Annotated in this window: 14 protein-coding genes; 5 read left to right on the top strand and 9 right to left on the bottom strand. The window is 69.9% G+C overall.

Translation table 11 applies throughout. The features are described from left to right. Positions 1 to 774, bottom strand: coding sequence for an enoyl-CoA hydratase/isomerase family protein (locus BM041_RS18160; RefSeq protein WP_092961303.1), 774 nt, complete (start codon positions 772 to 774; stop codon positions 1 to 3). Between the two features lie 5 nt (positions 775 to 779). Further along, a complete protein-coding gene (locus BM041_RS18155; RefSeq protein WP_092961302.1) occupies positions 780 to 1757 on the bottom strand; it encodes a Bug family tripartite tricarboxylate transporter substrate binding protein in 978 nt (325 codons plus the stop codon). Positions 1758 to 2061: 304 nt separating this feature from the next. On the opposite strand from BM041_RS18155, the gene BM041_RS18150 reads away from it, so the two are divergent. Beyond that, the gene (locus BM041_RS18150) at positions 2062 to 2994 is read left to right on the top strand and encodes a Bug family tripartite tricarboxylate transporter substrate binding protein (RefSeq protein WP_217648759.1); all 933 of its coding nucleotides are present in this window, start codon (positions 2062 to 2064) and stop codon (positions 2992 to 2994) included. Between the two features lie 16 nt (positions 2995 to 3010). Next, positions 3011 to 3997 carry an MBL fold metallo-hydrolase gene (locus BM041_RS18145; protein ID WP_217648758.1) on the top strand — a complete coding sequence of 329 codons (987 nt, stop codon included), beginning with the start codon at positions 3011 to 3013 and terminating at the stop codon, positions 3995 to 3997. Between the two features lie 7 nt (positions 3998 to 4004). Here BM041_RS18145 and BM041_RS18140 read toward each other — a convergent pair whose 3' ends face one another. The 5 genes from BM041_RS18140 to BM041_RS18120 form a co-directional block, all read right to left on the bottom strand. Then, positions 4005 to 4913, bottom strand: a complete 909-nt coding sequence (locus BM041_RS18140) for a LysR family transcriptional regulator (protein ID WP_092961300.1) — start codon at positions 4911 to 4913, stop codon at positions 4005 to 4007. A 91-nt stretch (positions 4914 to 5004) separates the two neighbouring features. Then, complete coding sequence (locus tag BM041_RS18135; RefSeq protein WP_092961299.1) at positions 5005 to 5778, bottom strand: ABC transporter permease; 774 nt, start codon at positions 5776 to 5778, stop codon at positions 5005 to 5007. Beyond that, the gene (locus tag BM041_RS18130; protein ID WP_092961298.1) at positions 5778 to 6572 is read right to left on the bottom strand and encodes an ABC transporter ATP-binding protein; all 795 of its coding nucleotides are present in this window, start codon (positions 6570 to 6572) and stop codon (positions 5778 to 5780) included. The genes BM041_RS18135 and BM041_RS18130 overlap by 1 nt, the downstream gene beginning before the upstream one ends. A 4-nt stretch (positions 6573 to 6576) precedes the next feature. Next, the gene (locus BM041_RS18125) at positions 6577 to 7638 is read right to left on the bottom strand and encodes an ABC transporter substrate-binding protein (protein ID WP_175534010.1); all 1062 of its coding nucleotides are present in this window, start codon (positions 7636 to 7638) and stop codon (positions 6577 to 6579) included. Positions 7639 to 7726: 88 nt separating this feature from the next. Then, positions 7727 to 8788: an LLM class flavin-dependent oxidoreductase gene (locus BM041_RS18120; protein ID WP_092961296.1), complete on the bottom strand. Its 1062-nt coding sequence runs from the start codon at positions 8786 to 8788 to the stop codon at positions 7727 to 7729. 115 nt (positions 8789 to 8903) lie between these two features. Here BM041_RS18120 and BM041_RS18115 point away from each other — a divergent pair, with 115 nt between their 5' ends. Both BM041_RS18115 and BM041_RS18110 read left to right on the top strand, forming a co-directional pair. Then, complete coding sequence (locus BM041_RS18115; RefSeq protein WP_092961295.1) at positions 8904 to 9842, top strand: LysR family transcriptional regulator; 939 nt, start codon at positions 8904 to 8906, stop codon at positions 9840 to 9842. Positions 9843 to 9875: 33 nt separating this feature from the next. Then, a complete protein-coding gene (locus BM041_RS18110) occupies positions 9876 to 11030 on the top strand; it encodes a M24 family metallopeptidase (protein WP_092961294.1) in 1155 nt (384 codons plus the stop codon). 337 nt (positions 11031 to 11367) lie between these two features. Here the strand turns inward: BM041_RS18110 and ybaK are convergent, their stop codons facing one another. Beyond that, positions 11368 to 11847: a Cys-tRNA(Pro) deacylase gene (gene ybaK, locus BM041_RS18105; RefSeq protein WP_092961293.1), complete on the bottom strand. Its 480-nt coding sequence runs from the start codon at positions 11845 to 11847 to the stop codon at positions 11368 to 11370. Continuing rightward, positions 11844 to 12950, bottom strand: a complete 1107-nt coding sequence (locus tag BM041_RS18100; RefSeq protein ID WP_092961292.1) for a TIGR03032 family protein — start codon at positions 12948 to 12950, stop codon at positions 11844 to 11846. The genes ybaK and BM041_RS18100 overlap by 4 nt, the downstream gene beginning before the upstream one ends. Positions 12951 to 13220: 270 nt before the next feature. Between BM041_RS18100 and BM041_RS18095 the strand changes: the two genes are divergently transcribed. Then, on the top strand, positions 13221 to 18405 hold a 5185-nt coding region (locus BM041_RS18095; RefSeq protein WP_217648757.1), incomplete at its 3' end, for an Ig-like domain-containing protein.

The raw sequence follows: 18405 nt of genomic DNA, 5'->3' as shown, positions 1-18405 counted from the left end.
CTATTCCCCCTTGAAGACGGGCTTGCGCTTCTCGACGAAGGCGCGCTGCGCTTCCTTCGCGTCGGCGGTGTGCGAGAGTTCCTCGGTAATGGTCTGCTCGAAGCGATACGCCTCGCGGTAGGGCATGGTCTCCACCACGTTGAAGGACCGCTTGATCTCCCGCGATCCGCGCGGGCTTTTCGCCGCGATCTCCCGCGCCATGGCGATCGCCGCCGGCAGCAGGGCGTCGCGCGGCAGGGGCGGTTCGATCAGGCCCAGGCGATACAACTCCGCCGCCGCGACCTTGCGACCCGTGAGGTACATGGCCCGCGCCATGGAGCGCGAGAAATGCTCCGACAGCAGCTTGGTGCCGCCGGCCAGGCCGACATCGATCTCCGGCATCTGCACCCAGCAGGTCTCGGCGGCGAACATCACGTCGCAGGACAGCATCAGCGCGAAGCCGGCGCCGATGGCGGGGCCATTGGCCGCGCAGATCACCGGCTTCAGGCAATCCATCGGCGCGTAGAAGAATTCCCGCGTCAGCCGGTTATGCGCGATGTAGTCACCGGGTTCCTGCACCAGGCCCACGCGTTCCTTGATGTCCGCGCCGGCGGAGAAGCTGTTGCCCGCCCCGGTCAGCACCACGCAGCGCACGTCGCGCCGGTCGCTGCAACTGTCGAAGATCCAGGTGAGTTCCTGGCGCAGGCGGCGGTTCTGGGCGTTCACCGGCGGGCGATCGAGCGTGGCGATGGCGACGCCGTCCGACACCTCCAGCCGACAGGTCTGCAGTTCCATGGCGCTCAATCCAGCTTGACGTTGGCGCGTTCGATCACGCCGCGCCATTTCGTTCGGCCTTCCGCGATGACCTGCGCCAGTTCCTCCGGCGTGCCGCCGGACGCGGCCATGCCCATCTCCCGGAACCGTTCCCGGATGCGGGGCAGGGCCAGCACCTCGTTGAAGGCGGTGTTCAGCCGCTGCACGATGGGTGCCGGGATGCCGGCCGGCCCGACCATGTAGAGCAGTGTCGTGCCCTCATAGCCCGGAAGGGTGGCGGCGATGGCCGGGATTTCCGGATGATCCTCCAGCGGCCTTTCGGTCGAGATGCCGAGGACGCGGAGACTGCCGGCGCGCACCGCCGGGATCATCGCCGCGAAGCTGTCGAGGCTGGCGTCCACGCGCCCCGCCATCAGATCCGTCAGCGCCTGGCCGGAACTGCGATAGGGCACATGAGTCATGCGCGTGCCGCTCATGCTCATGAACAATTCCATCGCCAGGTGGCTGGAACTGCCGGGCCCGGTGGAGGAGAAGCTCAGCCGGTCCGGATTGGCCCGGGCATGGGCCACGAATTCCGCCACGCTGCGCGCGGGCAGCGACGGATGCACCACCAGGATGTTGGGCAGGTAGGCGATGTGGACGATCGGCGTGAAGCCGCGTTCGGCGTCATAGGGCAGGTTGCTGTAGAGGAAGGGGTTCGTCATCTGCACCCCGGGGGTACAGATCAGGATGGTGTAGCCATCCGGCGGCTGCTGCGCGACATGCGCGGCGCCCACGGAAGCCGCCTGGCCCGGACGGTTCTCCACCACCAGCGGCTGGCCGAGCCGCGGCGCCAGTTCCTCGACCAGGAGCCGCGCGACGATGTCGCTGCCGCCGGCCGGGGCGAAGGGGACGACGAAGCGGATGGGGCGGCTCGGGAAGGGCGCCGTGCCCTGGGCGAGGGCAGGGGAGGACAGGGCCAGCCCCGCCCCCATGCCGAATACCGCGCGGCGGGTTGCCTGCATCCTTGCCGTCCTCCCGTTCTGGTCCGCGAAGTGTTGCGGCGGGGGGTGCTGCCCGACAACATCCAGCGGATGAGCAGCATCCTTGCTCTGGATGCAACGCCGCGGTGACCGCCGCCCCGCCGGGCCACCATCCTTTCACCGGGCGCAAGGATGCCGTGCCCAGGAACGACATTCACCTGGCCGCGCGCCATGCCTAACGTTCCCGCAACCCGGTCGCGACGCGGCACGGGACGAGAAGGGGGGAACGTCGATGCGCAAGCTCGGCCGCAGGCAGGCTGTTCGTCTGTTGGGCATCACCGCCGCCATGCCGGCGCTGCTGCCCGCCGCGCAGGCGCAGCCGCGCTGGCCGGACCGCCCCATCCGCATCATCGTCCCCTATCCCCCGGGCGGCTCCACCGACCCGGTGGCGCGGCTGCTGGCCAGCGAATTGCAGAACCGCCTCGGCCAGCCCGTGGTGGTGGAGAACCGCGCCGGCGCCGCCGGCTCCATCGGGACGGAAGCCGTGGCCCGGGCCGCGCCGGATGGCACCACCTTCCTGTTCCACACCTCCGTCCTGGCGACGGAGCCGAGCTTCAAGCAGAACCTGCCCTACAATGTGCTCACGGACCTGGTGCCGGTCTCGCTCCTCGTCACCGGGCCCTATCTGCTGGTGGTCAATCCCGCGCTGCCCGCCCGCAATGTGGGGGAGCTGGTGGCCTTCGCGCGCGCCAATCCGGGCAAGGTCAATTTCGGCTCCGCCGGTACAGGGTCCTCCGGCCATCTGATCGGGGAGTTGTTCGCGCTGCGCGCCGGCGCGCAGATGGTGCATGTCCCGTATCGCGGCGGCGGCCCTTCCGTGACCGCGCTGATGCAGAACGAGATCCAGTTCATCTTCGACACCATCCCGGGCTCCCGCGCCCTGGTGGAGGATGGGCGCCTGCGCGCGCTGGCCGTGACCAGCGCGGAACGCGCGCCCCTGCTGCCGCAGGTGCCGACCATCGTCGAAAGCGGCCTGCCGGACTTCGCGAATGAATTCTGGCTGGGCCTGCTGGCCCCAGCGCGGCTGCCGCCGGAGATCCAGGCGAGGATGGCGGAGGCGGTACGCGCCTCCCTGGCCGAACCTGGTTTCCGGGAGCGGCTGATGCCCCTCGGCATGGTGCCGCGCGGCCTGGGGCCGGAGGAATTCGGCGCCACCTTGCGCCGCGACATCGCGGAATGGCGGGACGCCATCCAACGGGCGAACATCCGTGCGGAATGAAACGGGGAGAAGAGACATGGACGGGATGAACCTGCCGCGCCGCGGCCTGCTGCTGGGCAGCCTGGCTGGTGTGGCCGCGCTGGGCGGCACCATCATCCCGGCCGGCGCCGCGGTGCCGCGCGCCACCGAACAGGCGCCCGGCTTCTACCGCCACCGTGTCGGCGATATCGAGGTGACGGCGCTGCTCGACGGCAACCTCGCCTTCCCCGATGCGGCGCTGCCCAACCTGTTCCAGCGCTACGATGCCGCGATCGGCACGCGGCTGAAGGCGGAAGCCTTCGATGCGCCCGGTGGCGTGCCGCTGGCCGTCAACGCCTTCCTGGTCAATACGGGCAGCCGCCTGGTCCTGGTCGATGCCGGTGCCGCCGCGGCGCTGGGACCGGCACTCGGCCAGATCCCGCGCAACCTGCGCGCGGCGGGCGTGACGCTGCAGGACATCGATGCGGTGGTGCTGACGCATCTGCACCGCGACCACGCCGCGGGGATGCTGACCGCCGACGGCGCCGCGCTGTTCCCGCGCGCCGAGGTGCTGGTCGCGGAAGCGGAGGCCGCCTACTGGTCCGACACGGGGGAGGAGACGCGCGCGCCGGCGCCGCTGAGCCCCTTCTTCGGCCCGGCCCGCGCCGTGCTGGCCGCCTATGGCAACCGCCTGCGCCGGATCGGGACGGAGACGGAAGTGGCGCCGGGGGTTCGGACCCTGGCCATACCGGGCCATACGCCCGGGCACCTCGGCGTGCATGTCGCCTCCGGCGGCGCGCAGTTCCTGATGTGGGGCGATGTGGTGCACAGCCAGACGCTGCAATTCGCGCGGCCGGACTGGTCCATCTCCTTTGACTCCGACCCGGACCTGGCCGCGCGCACCCGCACGCGCATCTTCGACATGGCCGCGACGGACCGCATCGTCATCGCGGGATCGCATCTCGGCTTCCCGGGCATCGGCCATGTCGCGCGGCGGAGTGAGGGCTACGGCTTCGTGCCCGCGATGTGGCGATCCCCGCTATAGGCGGCGACTAGCGCTCCGCGTCCTTGAAGATCTCCACGAGGAAATCGACGAAGACCCGCACGCGGGCCGAGAGGTGGCGGCTGCGCTGGTAGACCGCGAAGACGCCATTCTCGAATTCCAGGTGGCTGGCGCGATGGCCGGCGAAGAGGCGCACCAGCCTGCCGGCGCGGATATCCTCCCGCACCGACCAGTCCGGCATCAGCGCGATGCCGAGCCCGGCCAGCGCCGCGGCGTGCAAAGCGGGGCCGTTGTCGGTGGTGAGAGACCCTGTGACCGGCACCTCCGCCGTCTGCCCCGCCGCATCGACGAAGCGCCAGACGGTCCGGCCCATGCCGAGGCGGTAGGTGAGGCAGTTCTGCCGCATCAGGTCGGCGGGTTCGCGGATCGCCGGCCGGCCGGCGAGGTAGGCGGGCGCGGCGCAGACCACGCGTTCGCTGGTCGCCAGGCGCCGCGCGATCAGCGCGCTTTCCGTCAGCTTGCCGATCCGGATGTCGACATCGACATTGCGCTCCGCCAGGTCGATGGCGTGGTTCGACATCGCCAGTTCGACAGTGATCTGCGGATGCGCCTGGAGGAAGCGCGGCAGGTTCGGCATCAGCACCAGCGTTCCCACCAGCATGCGGGAATGCACGCGCAGCAGGCCGGAGGGCTGCTGTTCCCGCTGGCTGACCTCGACCTGCATCTCCTCGACCTGATGCAGGATGTTCTCGGCATGGCGCAGGAAGATCTCACCGGTGCTGGTCAGCGTCATGCTGCGGCTGGTGCGGTTGAGCAGGCGGGCGCCGAGCTGTTCCTCCAGCGCCGTGATCTGGCGAGACACGGAGGCGGGTGACAGCCCCAGCTTCCGCGCGGCGGCCGAGAGGCTGCCGTGATGCGCGATCGCGGCGAACAGGCTCATCGTGCGCAGGGTCTGCATGGCCGGGACTGACTTCTTCTCGTTTCCCCCGTGGATAGGAAGACGGCGCGCCAGGGAAGGCAAGGGGCGATGGCGCCAAGGCGCCGGCCGGTCAGGGGCGGAAATGCTCCTCCGCGCGCGACCAGAACACCACCTTCCGCTGGATCCATTGCAGCGTGGCATGCATGGTCACGCCCATGATGGAGAGAACGACGAACAGGGCGAAGGCCGCCGCGATGTCGAGCGCGAAGTTCGCCTGCAGGATCAGGAAGCCGATGCCCTTGTTGGCGCCCACGAACTCACCCACGATCGCGCCGATGACGCTGAACACGATGGCGGTGTTCAGCCCGGCGAAGACGAAGGGCAGGGCGTTCGGCAGCCGCAGGTAGCGCATGATCTGCCAGCGCGTGGCGCCGAGTGCGCTCATCAGGTCCAGCCTGTCCTGGTCCACCGCCTTCAGCCCGGCGATGACGTTCACCAGCACCGGGAACAGCGACACCAGCGCGACGATGACGATCTTGCTTTCGATCCCGAAGCCGAACCACACGATGATCAGCGGCGCCACGGCGACCTTCGGCACGGTCTGCAAGGCGACGATGTACGGATAGACGATCCGCTCCGCGACAGGGAACACCACCACCATCGCGCCGATCGCGATGCCGAGCAGGCTGCCCGCGATGAAGCCGGCAATGGCCTGGAAGCCGGTGATCATCGCGTGGTCCAGGTATCGCGCCTGCGTGAAGCCGCGCCAGAAGGCGCCCGCCACGGCGCTGGGCGCGGGCACCAGGTAGGACGGGACCTCCAGCCCCCGGATGATCGCTTCCCACACCGCGAGGAAGATGACGAAGACAGTCAGCGGCAGCGCCGCGTGCCGCAACCTGGCCATCACAGCGCCGCCCCCGTTCCGCCGCCGCCCAGCAGGCCACGCACATGATGGACCATGGCGCCGAATTCGGGGCTCAAGGTGTCCTCCATGGTGCGCAGCCGCGGCATCGGGTTGCTGATGATCTCCAGGATCCGGCCGGGGCGGGGGGACATCACGACGATGCGGTCGGCCAGGAAGACGGCTTCCGCGATGGAATGGGTGATGAAGACCACGGTCTTGCGGCTGGCTGCCCAGATGCGCTGAAGTTCCAGGTTCATCTGCTCCCGCGTCATCGCGTCCAGCGCGCCGAAGGGCTCATCCATCAGCAGCAGCGGCGCGTCATGCACCAGGGCCCGGGCGATGGCGGCGCGCTGCTGCATGCCGCCGGACAGTTCCTGGGGGTACATCGTCTCGAACCCGCCGAGGCCGACGAGTTCCAGCAATTCCTTCGCACGGTCCGTGTATTGCGCGCGGGGAAGCTTCAGCACATCGGCCGGAAGCAGGACATTGTCCAGGACCGTCCGCCAGGGGAACAGCACCGGCGACTGGAACACGATCCCCACATCCGGCCGCGGCCCGGCCACCGGCCGCCCATGCAGCGTGATGCGGCCGGACGTCGCCTGGCGCAGGCCCGTGACCAGCTTCAGCAGCGTGGATTTCCCGCAGCCGGAGGGACCGACGATGGCGACGAATTCCCGGTCCGCGACATCGAGGTCGAGGCCCGCGATCGCTTCCACCGCCGCATCCCCGCGCCGGTACACCATGCGGAGGCCGCGGATCTCGAGCGCCGCGCCGCCCCCTCCGGCGTGCTCCATCCGATCAGGCCGCACGGGCCCGCGCGATGACCGGTGCCGTATCCATCGCGTTCACGCGGGCCAGCAGATCCGTGTTGAACAGCGTGCCGCTGTCGATCGCGCGTTCCATGAGCTTCTGCGTCACCATGAATTGCTGCATGGCGTCCCACTGTTCCCTGGTCATGGAGCCCCAGGGCGTGGCCGCATCGTCCCAGCGCTTCCACAATTCGGCGGAGCGCGTCAGCACATGGGTGGCGCGGGACATCGCCTCCTCCTCGCTGATGCCGGTCGGGCGGCCGAACATCTTCCAGTGTTCGCGCACCGTCGCCTGGGGCGCGATCTGCGCGAAGACGGATCCCGCGACCACGCCGCGCAGCGCGGCCACGCAGGCATCGGGGTTGCTGCGCAGGAAATTGGTGTTGGCTATCAGCACGGCGGAAGGCTGTTCGCGCTGGAAGTAGCGCAGCTTCACGCCCAGCGTCTCGATCACCGCATGCTGCGCGCGGAACAGCGACAGCGCCTGCACGCGGTTGGCCCGCAGCGCGGTGGCGGCAGCGGCGCCATTGCCCACCGGGATCATGCCGATGCTCGTATCCGGGTTCAGCCCCGCATCGGCCAGCATGGCGCGGATGGAGGGGATGGCACCGGAAGCCAGGTTCGCGACGCCGAGGTTCCTGTCGCGCAGGTCGGCGACGGAGCGGATGGCGCTGTCCTCCGGCACCACGATCTCATAGATGTTGCCGCGATCCTGGAGGTAGACGGCGGTGACGGGCAGCGTCGGGTTGCGCGCCTTGGCCAGGATCAGCGTCTCCATCCCCACATAGCCGAGCTGCGCCTGGTTGGTGGCGACAAGCTGGAGCGTGGCGGCGGAGCCGGCGGCGGTGCCGAATTCGGCGTCGATCCCCTGGTCCCGATAGAAGCCCAGCGGCATGCCGAGGAAGAGGAAGCCGTGATAGGCCTCGATCGTCGCGGAGGCGCCCCAGATCCGCACCTTCGGCAGCGCCTGCGCCCGGGCGTTGCCCGGGGCTGCCAGCATCGCCGTCGCAAGACCGGCCTTCGCCAGGCCACGCCTGCCCAGAAGCTTCATGTCCGCTCTCCTCATCCCCAACCCTGTTGGCCTTGCTTGGCCCGATGTTCCGCCCGGCGGGCAGCGCTTGTCGAGGGGGTTGCGGCCGCTAGCTGAAACGCGGGATGACCTTCTCGCCGATCAGCTCGATGGACCGCATCACCTGGTCATGCGTCGTGTTGCCGGCCTGGAGGAAGAAGATCATCTGGTCGATGCCGACCTTCTGCCACTTCTCCACCTGCCGGCAGACCGTGTCGGGATTGCCGCCGATCGCCATCGCGTCCTCGATCAGCTCATCATTGCTGCGGCTGGCGATCTTGTCGCTGACCTTGCCGACGCCGCCATCGGTGGCGAAGCGCACGCGGTTCAGCTCCGCATCATTGTCGCCGTAGTACCAGCGTGCCGCGGCGCAGGCGAGGTCGCGGCCCGTGCGATCATCGTCATGCACGCAACTGATCGCGAAGACGCCGGTCTGCGGGTTCGGCACCCGCGCGACGAGGGTGGAGGCATCCGCCTTGGCCACCGCTTCCCGATAGGCGGCGATGGAGGGCGCCGTTTCCTCCGGCGTGTAGCGGCTGACCCCGATCACGCCGAAACCCTGCCGCCCCGCATGCTGCCAGGTCTCCAGCGTGGAGGCCGCGACCCAGATCGGGGGATGCGGGCGCTGGATGGGATGGGGCACGACATGGCGCGCGGGCAGGTCGAAATGCTCGCCCTTGAAGCCGGGGAACAGGTCGCTCTCCAGCATCCGCAGCACGGCTTCCATGGATTCCCGCCCGATCTCCCGCCCCTTGGCGGGATCATGGCCGAGCCCGGTGACGACATAGGGCGATGTCCCGCGCCCCGCGCCGAAATCGCAGCGGCCATTGCTCAGCACATCGAGGGTCGCGACGCGCTCCGCGATGAAGAAGGGGTTGTGGACCGGCATCAGGATGACGCCGAAGCCCAGCCGCATGCGCTTCGTGCGCTGGCTGATCGCGGCCAGCACCATCTCCGGCTGGGAGCAGTGGCCGATCTCGATGAAGAAGTGCTGCTCGGTGATCCAGAAATGCTCGAAGCCCACGGCATCCGCGGCCTCCGCCTGCGTCACGCAGTTCCAGAAGCCCTGGCGTTCCGTTGTTTCCGTCCAGGGCCGCGGCATCTGGATCTGGGTCATCAGCCCGAACTTCACGCCTTCATCTCCCGCCGAAGCCTTGCTTCGATGGAAACGCTATGGCCGCGCCACCCTGGCGTCAAAGGCATAAGCGGCATAGCGTCCATAACCCAGATGTTGGATCGAGCGAGGCATGGATACGCGCGCGCTGCGCTACTTCCAGGTGGTGGCGGAATACGGTTCCTACAGCCGGGGCGCCGATGCGCTGCGCATCTCCCAGCCCGCCGTCAGCCGGCAGATCCGCAAGCTGGAACTGGATGTCGGCCGCGCGCTGTTCCGCCGGCACGGGCATGGCGTCACGCTGACCGAAGCGGGGCGCGTGCTGCTGGACCGCGCGCAATCCGTGTTCCGCCAGTTCGACGAGGCACGCGCCGAGATCCGCGGTGCCGCCAAGGGGCCGTCAGGCGCCATCGCCATCGCCGTGCCCCCCGCCGCCGGGCGCTGGCTGGTGCCGCCTTTGGCGGAGCGGATGGCGGAGGCGCTGCCCGGCGTGCAGCTGCGCATCCTCGGCGGCTTTTCCGGCACCATCCATGACTGGCTGGTGCGCGGCCGGGTCGACCTGGCCCTGGTGCATGATCCCCTGCCGCAGAAGGGATTTCGGTTGTTGCCGCTGGCGGAGGAGGAGGTCTGCCTGGTGGGCACGCCAGGCGCGCCGGCCCTGGCGCGCGGCCATGCCAGGCCCGCCGACCTGGTCGACCTGCCCCTCATCCTGCCGGGCCGGCCCAATGCATCCCGCCGCCTGCTGGATGACTGGCTGGCGGAGGAAGGCGGCGCCCCCGCGCCGCGGCTGGAGGTGGACGACCATTCCGTGATCCGGGCGCTGCTGCGCGCCGGCATGGGCTACACGCTGCTGACGCGGGGCGGCTTCGCGCAGGAAGCGGCGCGGGGCGAACTCGCCGGCGTGCCCTTCCGCCCGCGCGTGCACTGGAAGCTGACCCTGGTCACCGCGGCCGCGCCGGCGCAGCCGGACCTCGTCGATCCGGTGGCGGCGTTGCTGCGGCGCGTGGTGCGTGATGTCGTCAAGGCCGGGGGCTGGCCGGCCCGCCCGCTTGCGGCGGCGCCGCGGGCCTGACTAGCCTGACGGCAGCGAAACCAGGGGCACGCCATGTCGAAGCATGATTTCACGCGCGACGAATTCGCGGATCGCGTCGCCCGCGCGCGCCGCGCCGTGGCGGATGCCGGGCTGGACTGGCTGGTGGTGCTGCATCCCGTATCGCTGTTCTGGCTGACGGGCGGGGAGGCGAAGTCCTACCAATCCTTCCAGTGCCTGCTGCTGGCCGCGGAGGACCGGCCGCTGACGCTGCTCTCGCGCGGTTCCGATATCGGCGAGTGGCGCGACGATGCCTGGGTCGATGATGCCATCCCCTGGGGCGGCCCGGAGCCCGAGGACCCGATCGAGGCCTTCGCCACCCTGGCGGGCCGGCACGGGCTGACCACCGCGCGCGTCGGCATCGAGATGACGGGCTACTACCTGCACCCCCATCATTACACGCGGATGAAGGACCTGCTGGGCGATGCGCTGGTGGCGGAGCCCGCGACCCTCCTCCACGACATAAGGGCGCGGAAGTCGCCCGCGGAACTCGCCCATGTGCGGGAGGCCGCGCGCCATGCCGATGCCGCCCTGGCCGCCTGCCTCGCCGTGGCGCGGCCGGGCTGCACGGAACTGGCCATGGCGGGGGAAGCCTATCGCGCCCTGCTCGCCAGCGGCTGCGGCCTGCCGGCCAGCACCATGAACCTCGTGACGGGGGAGCGCCTCTGCTACGCGCATGGCGCGCCGACGCAGCGGGTGATGCGGGCGGGCGATGGCGGCAACATCGAACTCGGCGCTGCTTTTCGCCGGTACACCGCGACGCTCGGGCGCGATTTCTGCCTCGGCACGCCCTCCGCGCGATACCAGCATATCCATGACGTCGTGCGCGCCGCCGGCGATGCCATGATCGCCGCCATCCGTCCCGGCGTTCCCGCGATCGGGCCGCATCTGGCGGCAAAGCGCATCATCGCCGAGGCGGGCTTCGATGCGGGCCGGCTGCATACCTCCGGCTACGGCCTGGCGCCGGGTTTCCCGCCATCCTGGGGCGAGCCCCTGAACATGTTCGGCGGCGCCACGGGCGTGATCGAGGAAGGCATGGTGCTGACGATCGAGCCGCCGATCTTCCTGCACAAGGAACGCCTGGGCGCGCGGCTGATCGACAACGTCATCGTCACCGCGACGGGGGCGACGCTGCTGTCGGAGGCTTCGCGCGACATCATCCGGGTCTAGCAGGCCGCGTTCAAATGAACGCAGCTCATGCTCTAGAAGTTACTGAATCTAGAGGAAGAAATGCGTTCAGATGATTCCCTCTGAACGCATATTGCTCTGGCAGCCGGGGTGCGGGATGACCCCGGCGCGGCCTTCCCGGCCGTCAACTCCAGCGGCCGGCCCAGCAGGTTGCCCCGGTCCTTGCTGACGCCCGACGCTGCCAGCACCTGGCACTCAGCCCGGGTCTCGATCCCGTCGGCCACGATGTGAGCGCCCGCCTCCCGGCCCAGGCAGCACAATGCGGCGGCCATGGCGCGCTTGGCGGGGGCGTCTCCACGTCCCGCAGCAGGCCCACCGGTCAGGCGGATATCGCGGCCACCGTCGCCCCCAGCGCCTTCACCGCATCCGCCGGCGCGAGGAGGATCTGCAAGCCCCGCCGGCCGCCATTCACGACGATCTCGGGATGGGCCAGCGCGCTGGCATCCAGGAAGCAGCGCAGCCGCTTCTTCTGGCCGAAGGGGCTGATGCCGCCGACGACATAGCCGGTGGCGCGTTCCGCCTTGGCGGGGGGCGCCATCTCCGCCCGCCTGGCACCCGCCGCCGCCGCCAGCGCCTTCAGCCCGAGCCGCGCGGCGGAGGGGATGGCCGCGCACACCATCTCGCCGCTGTCGAGCACGGCCACCAGCGTCTTGAACACCAGGGCGGGGTCCATGCCGAGCGAGGCGGCGGCGTGGAGCCCGATGGCATCGGCATCGGGATCGTAGGCGTATTCCAGCAGTCGGAAGGGGATTCCCGCTGCCTCCGCCGCGCGCGTCGCGGGCGTCACCCGGCTGCTCATCGCGGCAGGAGCGCCGCGAGCGTGGTCGGCGGCCCGGCGGAGATCAGCCGGTTGATCTGCCCCTGCGCCAGCCCCACCAGCATCGGCCGCCGCGCGCCCGGCAGGATGGCGATGTCGTAGAGTTCCCGCACGATGCCCCCCAGCCGCATGCAGTGCAGCACCCGCCCGCTGGCGAGTTCCACGACCAGCACGGCGCATTCCGGCGCGCGCCCTTCCGCCTTCAGCCGGTCGTCCAGCGGCAGCCCGGCGAAGACCTGGTTCACCCGCGGCAGGGACAGGCCGACCAGCGCATGCCCGCGATGCAGCGCCAGGCCGCGCGCGAAGCCGGGCAGGAAGGCAAGGGGATGGAACCGCCCAGCGCCGGTATCCACCAGCCCCAGCTCCCCTGTGCCGGCGTTCAGCACATAGAGCCGCCCGTCATGCAGCCGCGGCGAATGCGGCATGGTGAGCCCGGTGCAGACCACGGAATCCCGCGCCAGGTCGATGACGACGCCCTGGCCCACGCGCTGCTCCGCCCAGCCGCGCGGCGTGTCGGTGGTGGCGCAGGCCGTGACGAAGGCGGGGCGGCCCGTCGCTTCCTCCATCGCCAGGCCGTTCAGGTGGCAGCGATCCTGCGGCGCCAGGCGGGTGATGAAGGATGGCCGCCAGGCCGGGCGGAAGCTCGTCGCCTCATCCACCGCGGCCAGGCAGGAGAACATGGTATTGACGAAGACCGGGCGCCCATCGGGCAGCAGCCCGACATCATGGGCGAAGACGTCGCCGGTGTACCAGGCGGCCATCGGCGCATAGACAGCGTCATGCCCTTCCAGCACCTGGCCCGGGGCCAGGATGTTGCTGAAGCGGTAGATCGCGTTCCGCCCCGCCAGGGCCAGCGCCCCGCCGCCAGCCGCGATGCCGAGGCAGCGTTCGAAGGTGCGTTCGGTGACGTTGAGCTGCCGCTCATCCTCCGCCCCCACCAGGAAGACCTTGCCGATCTGGTAGGTGGTGACGGCCAATGCGATGTCCTGCGCCCGCAGCCAGGCCGCGAAGCCGGCGGAGGCCTCCACCTGGTAGGGGGGCGCACTGTCGCCGCCGCTGCGGATCTGGACGGTGGCGTCGGACATGGTTCCCGGCGGCGCTGATCCGGGACGTGATCCCATGGGGGTGTGCGGCACGCAAGTGTCTCGTCTGTCTCATGGAATCGGGTTTTGGGCCGTTGCCGTTTCGTGCCATATCGGCAAGGTTTCGTTAACGATTGGAGCCCCGGCCGGGCAGGGCCACGGCAGGGGCGGTTCCTTCGTGAACGCGGCGGGGCGCCTGCCTGCCCGCCGTGGCGAAGCCAGGATGGGCTTCCAGCACCGGGCCCTGTTCTGCCCCGATGGAGTTGATGGACGATGCCGAGTGGTGGGTTTTCCCCGACGCCGAACGCCCCGGTCCTGGCCACCGGCTCCGATTCCGGCCTGGCGGGCGACAACATCACGAAGGTGACGGCACCGACGATCGAGGGGATTGCGGCGCCCGGTGCCCTCGTCTCCGTCTATCTGGACGGGGCCCTGGTGGACAGCGACACCTTCGCCGACGGCCAGTGGAGCTTCACCCTGAGCCCCCTGGCCGAGGGGTCGCATGACGTCACGGTCACGGCCGAACTCAGCGAGATGGCGCCCTCCGACCCCTCACCACCGCTGACCTTCGTCATCGACGTCACGCCCCCCACCGCCCAGCCGACCGTCAGCCTCGACCCCACCGGCGACAGCGGCGTGGTCGGCGACCGCATCACCACCGACGTCACGCCCACCCTGCGCGGCCAGGCCACGCCCCTCGCCATGGTGGAGATCCTGGTGGACGGGATCGTGGTCGGTTCCACCAGCGCCTCCGCCACCGGCGGCTGGACCTTCACGCCCCTCGATACACTGGAACTCGGCAGCCGCGTGGTGACGGCGCAGGAGGTCGATGCGGCGGGCAATGCCGGCCCTGCCTCCCGCGACCTGTCGCTTACCATCGCGGGGGCGGCGCCGGCGGCGCCCGGCCTTGCCGTGGCATCCGATGGCGGTGCCATCGGCGACGGCATCACCAACGACAACACGCCGACCATCACCGGCGTTGCGGCGGCCTTCGCCGATATCCGCCTGCTCGTCGGCGGGCGGCTGCTGGGCACCGGCACGGCGGATGCGGACGGCAACTGGTCGATCACGCCCACCCAGGCCCTGGCCGATGGGCGCCAAGAGCTCCGGGTTCAGACCGAGGCCGGCGGCATCGTGTCCGATGTCTCGGATGCGCTGACGCTGTTCATCGATACGGAGGCCCCCGGCGGCGGCCGGAACCTCGATGTCCTGGTGACGGCCGATGGCGGGTCGGGCGTGCGGGAATGGTTCCTGAGTTCCGGTGGCCCCTTCTACCCGGTGGTGAACGTCTCGCCCCTCGGTGGCGGCGGGGTCGATGGTGGTGTCACGCCGGTGGTGCTGGGCACGACGGACCGGGTGCTCTTCGTCGGCGACGACGGAGCGTCGGGCGCCGAACTCTGGGTGACGAACGGCACCGGTGCCGGCACCACCGCGCTGACGACCTTGCCCGACGGCGCCGCCATCCAGAACCTGACCGCGACCACCGATGGCCGCGCCGTCTTCACCACCGTGGATTCCGTGCATGGCAGCCATGTCTGGGTGACGGATGGCAGCGCCTTCGGGACCCATGCGCTGACGGAGGGCGGCCTGTTCGCCGCCACGCCGACCCAGTTCACCGCTTCGGGCGATGGCCGCGTCTTCTTCGTGGCGGAAACGGCAGCCCATGGGCGCGAACTCTGGGTGACGGATGGCACCGCCGCCGGAACGACCCAGTTCCTCGATGCCGCGCCGGGTCCGGCCAGCGGGCAGGTGGGGGATCTCGCGGCGCTGGCGGACGGGACGCTGCTATTCGCGGCGGATGACGGGACCGGCAACGTCACGCTCCGCAAGGCCGTTGGCGATACGACGATCACGATCACGGGCTGGGACGTCTTCGGGGGCGCGCTTCTCTCCGTCTCCGACATCGTGCCGATTTTCAGCGACGTGGCAGTCGTCATCGCCGATGTCGCCGGCATGGGGGAGGAGTTGTTCCTCGTCTCCGGCGACACCGTGGTGGGGGGGCTCGACCTCACGCCCGGCGCGGCCGGCAGCGCCATACGGGACTTCACGATCCTCGGCCCCGTCGTCCGGTTTCCCGGCGGCACCTTCACCCTGCCCGAAGCCTTCATCTTCACCTTCGAGGAAGCGGGCTTCGGCCGCGAACTCGGCTATTTCCTGTTCGATGGCGGTACGCCGAGTGGCGGGCGCCTTGCCGACATCGCGCCTGGTCCAGACTCCGCCAACATCACGGGCCTGACCAGCATCGGCGATGGCCGTGCCGTCTTCAGCGCGGAAGGTGTCGCCGGCAACGCCGAACTCTGGATCACCGACGGCACCAGCGCCGGCACCTACCTGTTCCAGGAGATCCGCGGGGGCACGCTGGGCAGCGCGCCGCGCGACTTCACCATGGTCTATCCCGGCACCTTCCTGTTCACCGCCGCCGGCGATGGGGGTGACCGCGAGGTCTGGCTCTACAACGGCAGCGAATACTACGCCGTCCAGCTTCCCGACCTCAACGCCACCGGCTATTCCGGCGCCCCCGTCGGCCCGGCGGAGATCGCCACCCTCGCCGATGGGCGCGTGGTCTTCAACGCGAGCACTGGGGAGACGGGGACGGAGCTGTGGGTCACCGACGGTGCCCGGGATGGCCTCCATCGCCTGACCGATGCCTTCGCCGGCGCCGCCGGCAGCGATCCTGCCGGCCTGGTCGTGCTGCCGAACCAGAAGGTCCTCTTCACGCTCGACGACCCCGCCAGCGGCCGGGAGTTGTGGGTCACGGACGGGACCGAGGCCGGCACGACCCTGCTGAAGGACATCAACCTGGGTGGCGGTGCCAACCCCGGGCATCTGACGCTGCTGGATGCGTCCTCCGGGCTTGCCCTGTTCTCCGCGGATGATGGCGTATCGGGCCGCGAACTCTGGATCACGGACGGCACCGCCGACGGCACCAGGTTGGCGAAGGACATCAGGCCGGGCGCGGATGGCAGCGATGTCCAGGGCATCGTCTCGCTCACCGCGGGGAAGGCCCTGTTCACGGCGGATGATGGCGTATCGGGCCGCGAACTCTGGATCACGGACGGTACGGCTGGCGGCACCTATCTGCTGAAGGACCTCGATGGGCTGGGCTCGTCCTCGCCGCGGGAGATCACGGCGCTCGGCAACGGGACAGCTCTCTTCGCCTCGCTGTCCGGGCAGCTCTGGATCACCGACGGCACGGCGCCGGGCACGACGGCGCTCGGGGACGTCCATGTCGCCAGCACCGCCGATCCCTTCACCGCCATCGGCGGCGGACGCGCCATCTTCCTCGGCCTGACGGCGGCGGAGGGGGCGGAAGCCTGGATCACGGACGGCACCGCGATCGGCACCCGGATGCTCAAGGACATCCAGGACGGCTCGGATGGCAGTGCAGCCGGCGACTTCACCCTGCTGTCCGACGGCCAGGTCCTGTTCCGGGCCGATGACGACATCCGCGGTGCGGAGCTGTGGATCACCGACCTGACCAGCGCCAACACCCGCCTGCTGGCGGATATCGAGCCCGGCATCGACAGCAGCACGCCGAGTGGGATGGTGGAGACCATCGACGGCCGCGTGGTCTTCGCCGCGACCACCGTGGACTATGGCAGGGAACTCTGGGTCTTCGACATCGGCACCGGCGATACCTACCAGTTGCTGGACCTCAACGCGGGCGCTGCGTCCTCCGACCCCGGCACGCTGACGCGGATGGCCGATGGCAGCGTCGTCTTCTGGGCCGATGATGGCTTGCGGGGGCGGGAACTCTGGATCACCGACGGCACCTTCGCCGGCACGCGGCTGTTCAGCAACAACAACACAGGCGGCGCTTCGTCCAATCCGCTGCATTTCACGCCGGTCTTCACGATCGCCAGCCTGGAAGCGGCGGAACTGGACGAGACGTCGGACACCGGTGTCCTCGACAATGATCGCCTGACCTCCGACACGACCCCACTGGTCTGGGGCTATGGGGAGGCCGGGTCCTCCGCCACGGTCCTCGTCAACGACATTGCCGTCGGCACCGCGATTGCGGACAGCTTCGGCGTCTGGGAACTCGACCTTCCCGTCCTGGCGGAGGGGACGCACCGCGTCACCTTCAGGCTGACCGATGTCGCCGGCAACGTATCCGCCACCTCGCCCGCCACCGAGATCACGATCGACACGACGCCGCCGGAGGCGACCTTTGCGGCCCTGCCGGTCATCAGCACCGCCGCCACGCTGCGCCTGGATGGCACGGTGTCTGACAGCTCGGCCGTGGTCCGCCTGCTGCTCGAAGACCCATCCGGTACCCAGAGCATCGTCTACGCCGCCGTCCAGGACGAGGGCGGCGGCGTCGGCTCCTGGTCCTACAGCATCCCGGCCGCGCCGCGAGGCGACTGGACCGTCACCGTGACCGCGGTGGATGACGCGGGCAACGAGGACCAGACGCCGTCCACCCAGAGCATCACGCTGCGGCCCTCCGCCCCCCCGGTCCTGGCCGGGTTGGCGGCGGCGCTGAACCTCTCGACCCCGCGGATCGAGGCCGGGCCGGTGCGGCTCGACCCCGATGTCAGCGTCAGCGATCCGGATGGCGTCTTCTTCACGGGCAGCATCGTCGTCTCCGGCCAGTTGGCGGAGGACGTGATCGGCCTGGCCTCCACCGCTGCCATCAGCCTGTCCGGCACCGACGTCATCCATGGCGGCATCGTGGTCGGCAGTGTCAGCGGCGGCACGGGCGGCGCGGATTTCCTCGTCGCGCTGAACGGCACCCGGGACGTGGCGGTGGTGGAGGCGGTGGTGGAGGCGATCGCCTTCGCCAGCAGCGCGGAACTGGGCGAGGAACGCCGGACGCTCACGATCACGCTGGATGATGGCCTGGGCGGCACGACGGCGGGGAGCCTGGTCGTCAACCTCGCGGGGCGGCGCCTGTCCGGCGGCACCGGCGCCGAGACGCTGGAAGGCACGGCGCGTTCCGACCAACTGGGCGGCGCCGGTGGCGACGATGTGCTGCTGGGCCGGGGTGGGGCCGATTCGCTGGCCGGCGGCGCGGGGAACGACGTGCTGCGGGGCGAGGACGGCAATGACACGCTGGATGGCGGGCCTGGCGCGGATGCGCTGGAAGGCGGCTCCGGGAACGATCTCTATGTCGTGGACGATGGCGGCGACGAGGTCACTGAGTTGGCTTCCGGCGGCATCGACCGGGTCAATGCCTCCGTCAACCATGTCCTGGCGGCGCATGTCGATAACCTGCTGCTGACCGGCACGGCCGGCCTGGCCGGTACGGGCAATGCGCTGGCCAACGTGCTGACCGGCAATACCGGCGCGAATGTGCTGGATGGCGATGCGGGCAATGACTCGCTGGTCGGCGCTGCGGGCGGCGATACGCTGGTCGGCGGCGATGGCAATGACTGGCTGGATGGCGGGCTTGACGCCGACAGCATGGTGGGCGGCGCCGGCAACGATTCCTACGTGGTCGATGCCATCGGCGATG

This window comes from Falsiroseomonas stagni DSM 19981, from assembly GCF_900114315.1.
In the GTDB taxonomy this organism is placed as follows: Bacteria; Pseudomonadota; Alphaproteobacteria; order Acetobacterales; family Acetobacteraceae; genus Falsiroseomonas; species Falsiroseomonas stagni.
The sequence above is the reverse complement of the archived record's forward strand: the minus strand, read 5'-3'. Positions and strand labels throughout refer to the sequence as shown.

Bases quoted from the DNA above. Each gene is read 5' to 3' on its own strand.
- BM041_RS18160 (WP_092961303.1), bottom strand. From the start codon at position 774: ATGGAACTGCAGACCTGTCGGCTGGAGGTGTCGGACGGCGTCGCCATC.
- BM041_RS18155 (WP_092961302.1), bottom strand. From the start codon at position 1,757: ATGCAGGCAACCCGCCGCGCGGTATTCGGCATGGGGGCGGGGCTGGCC.
- BM041_RS18150 (WP_217648759.1), top strand. From the start codon at position 2,062: ATGCCGGCGCTGCTGCCCGCCGCGCAGGCGCAGCCGCGCTGGCCGGAC.
- BM041_RS18145 (WP_217648758.1), top strand. From the start codon at position 3,011: ATGGACGGGATGAACCTGCCGCGCCGCGGCCTGCTGCTGGGCAGCCTG.
- BM041_RS18140 (WP_092961300.1), bottom strand. From the start codon at position 4,913: ATGCAGACCCTGCGCACGATGAGCCTGTTCGCCGCGATCGCGCATCAC.
- BM041_RS18135 (WP_092961299.1), bottom strand. From the start codon at position 5,778: ATGGCCAGGTTGCGGCACGCGGCGCTGCCGCTGACTGTCTTCGTCATC.
- BM041_RS18130 (WP_092961298.1), bottom strand. From the start codon at position 6,572: ATGGAGCACGCCGGAGGGGGCGGCGCGGCGCTCGAGATCCGCGGCCTC.
- BM041_RS18125 (WP_175534010.1), bottom strand. From the start codon at position 7,638: ATGAAGCTTCTGGGCAGGCGTGGCCTGGCGAAGGCCGGTCTTGCGACG.
- BM041_RS18115 (WP_092961295.1), top strand. From the start codon at position 8,904: ATGGATACGCGCGCGCTGCGCTACTTCCAGGTGGTGGCGGAATACGGT.
- BM041_RS18110 (WP_092961294.1), top strand. From the start codon at position 9,876: ATGTCGAAGCATGATTTCACGCGCGACGAATTCGCGGATCGCGTCGCC.
- ybaK (WP_092961293.1), bottom strand. From the start codon at position 11,847: ATGAGCAGCCGGGTGACGCCCGCGACGCGCGCGGCGGAGGCAGCGGGA.
- BM041_RS18100 (WP_092961292.1), bottom strand. From the start codon at position 12,950: ATGTCCGACGCCACCGTCCAGATCCGCAGCGGCGGCGACAGTGCGCCC.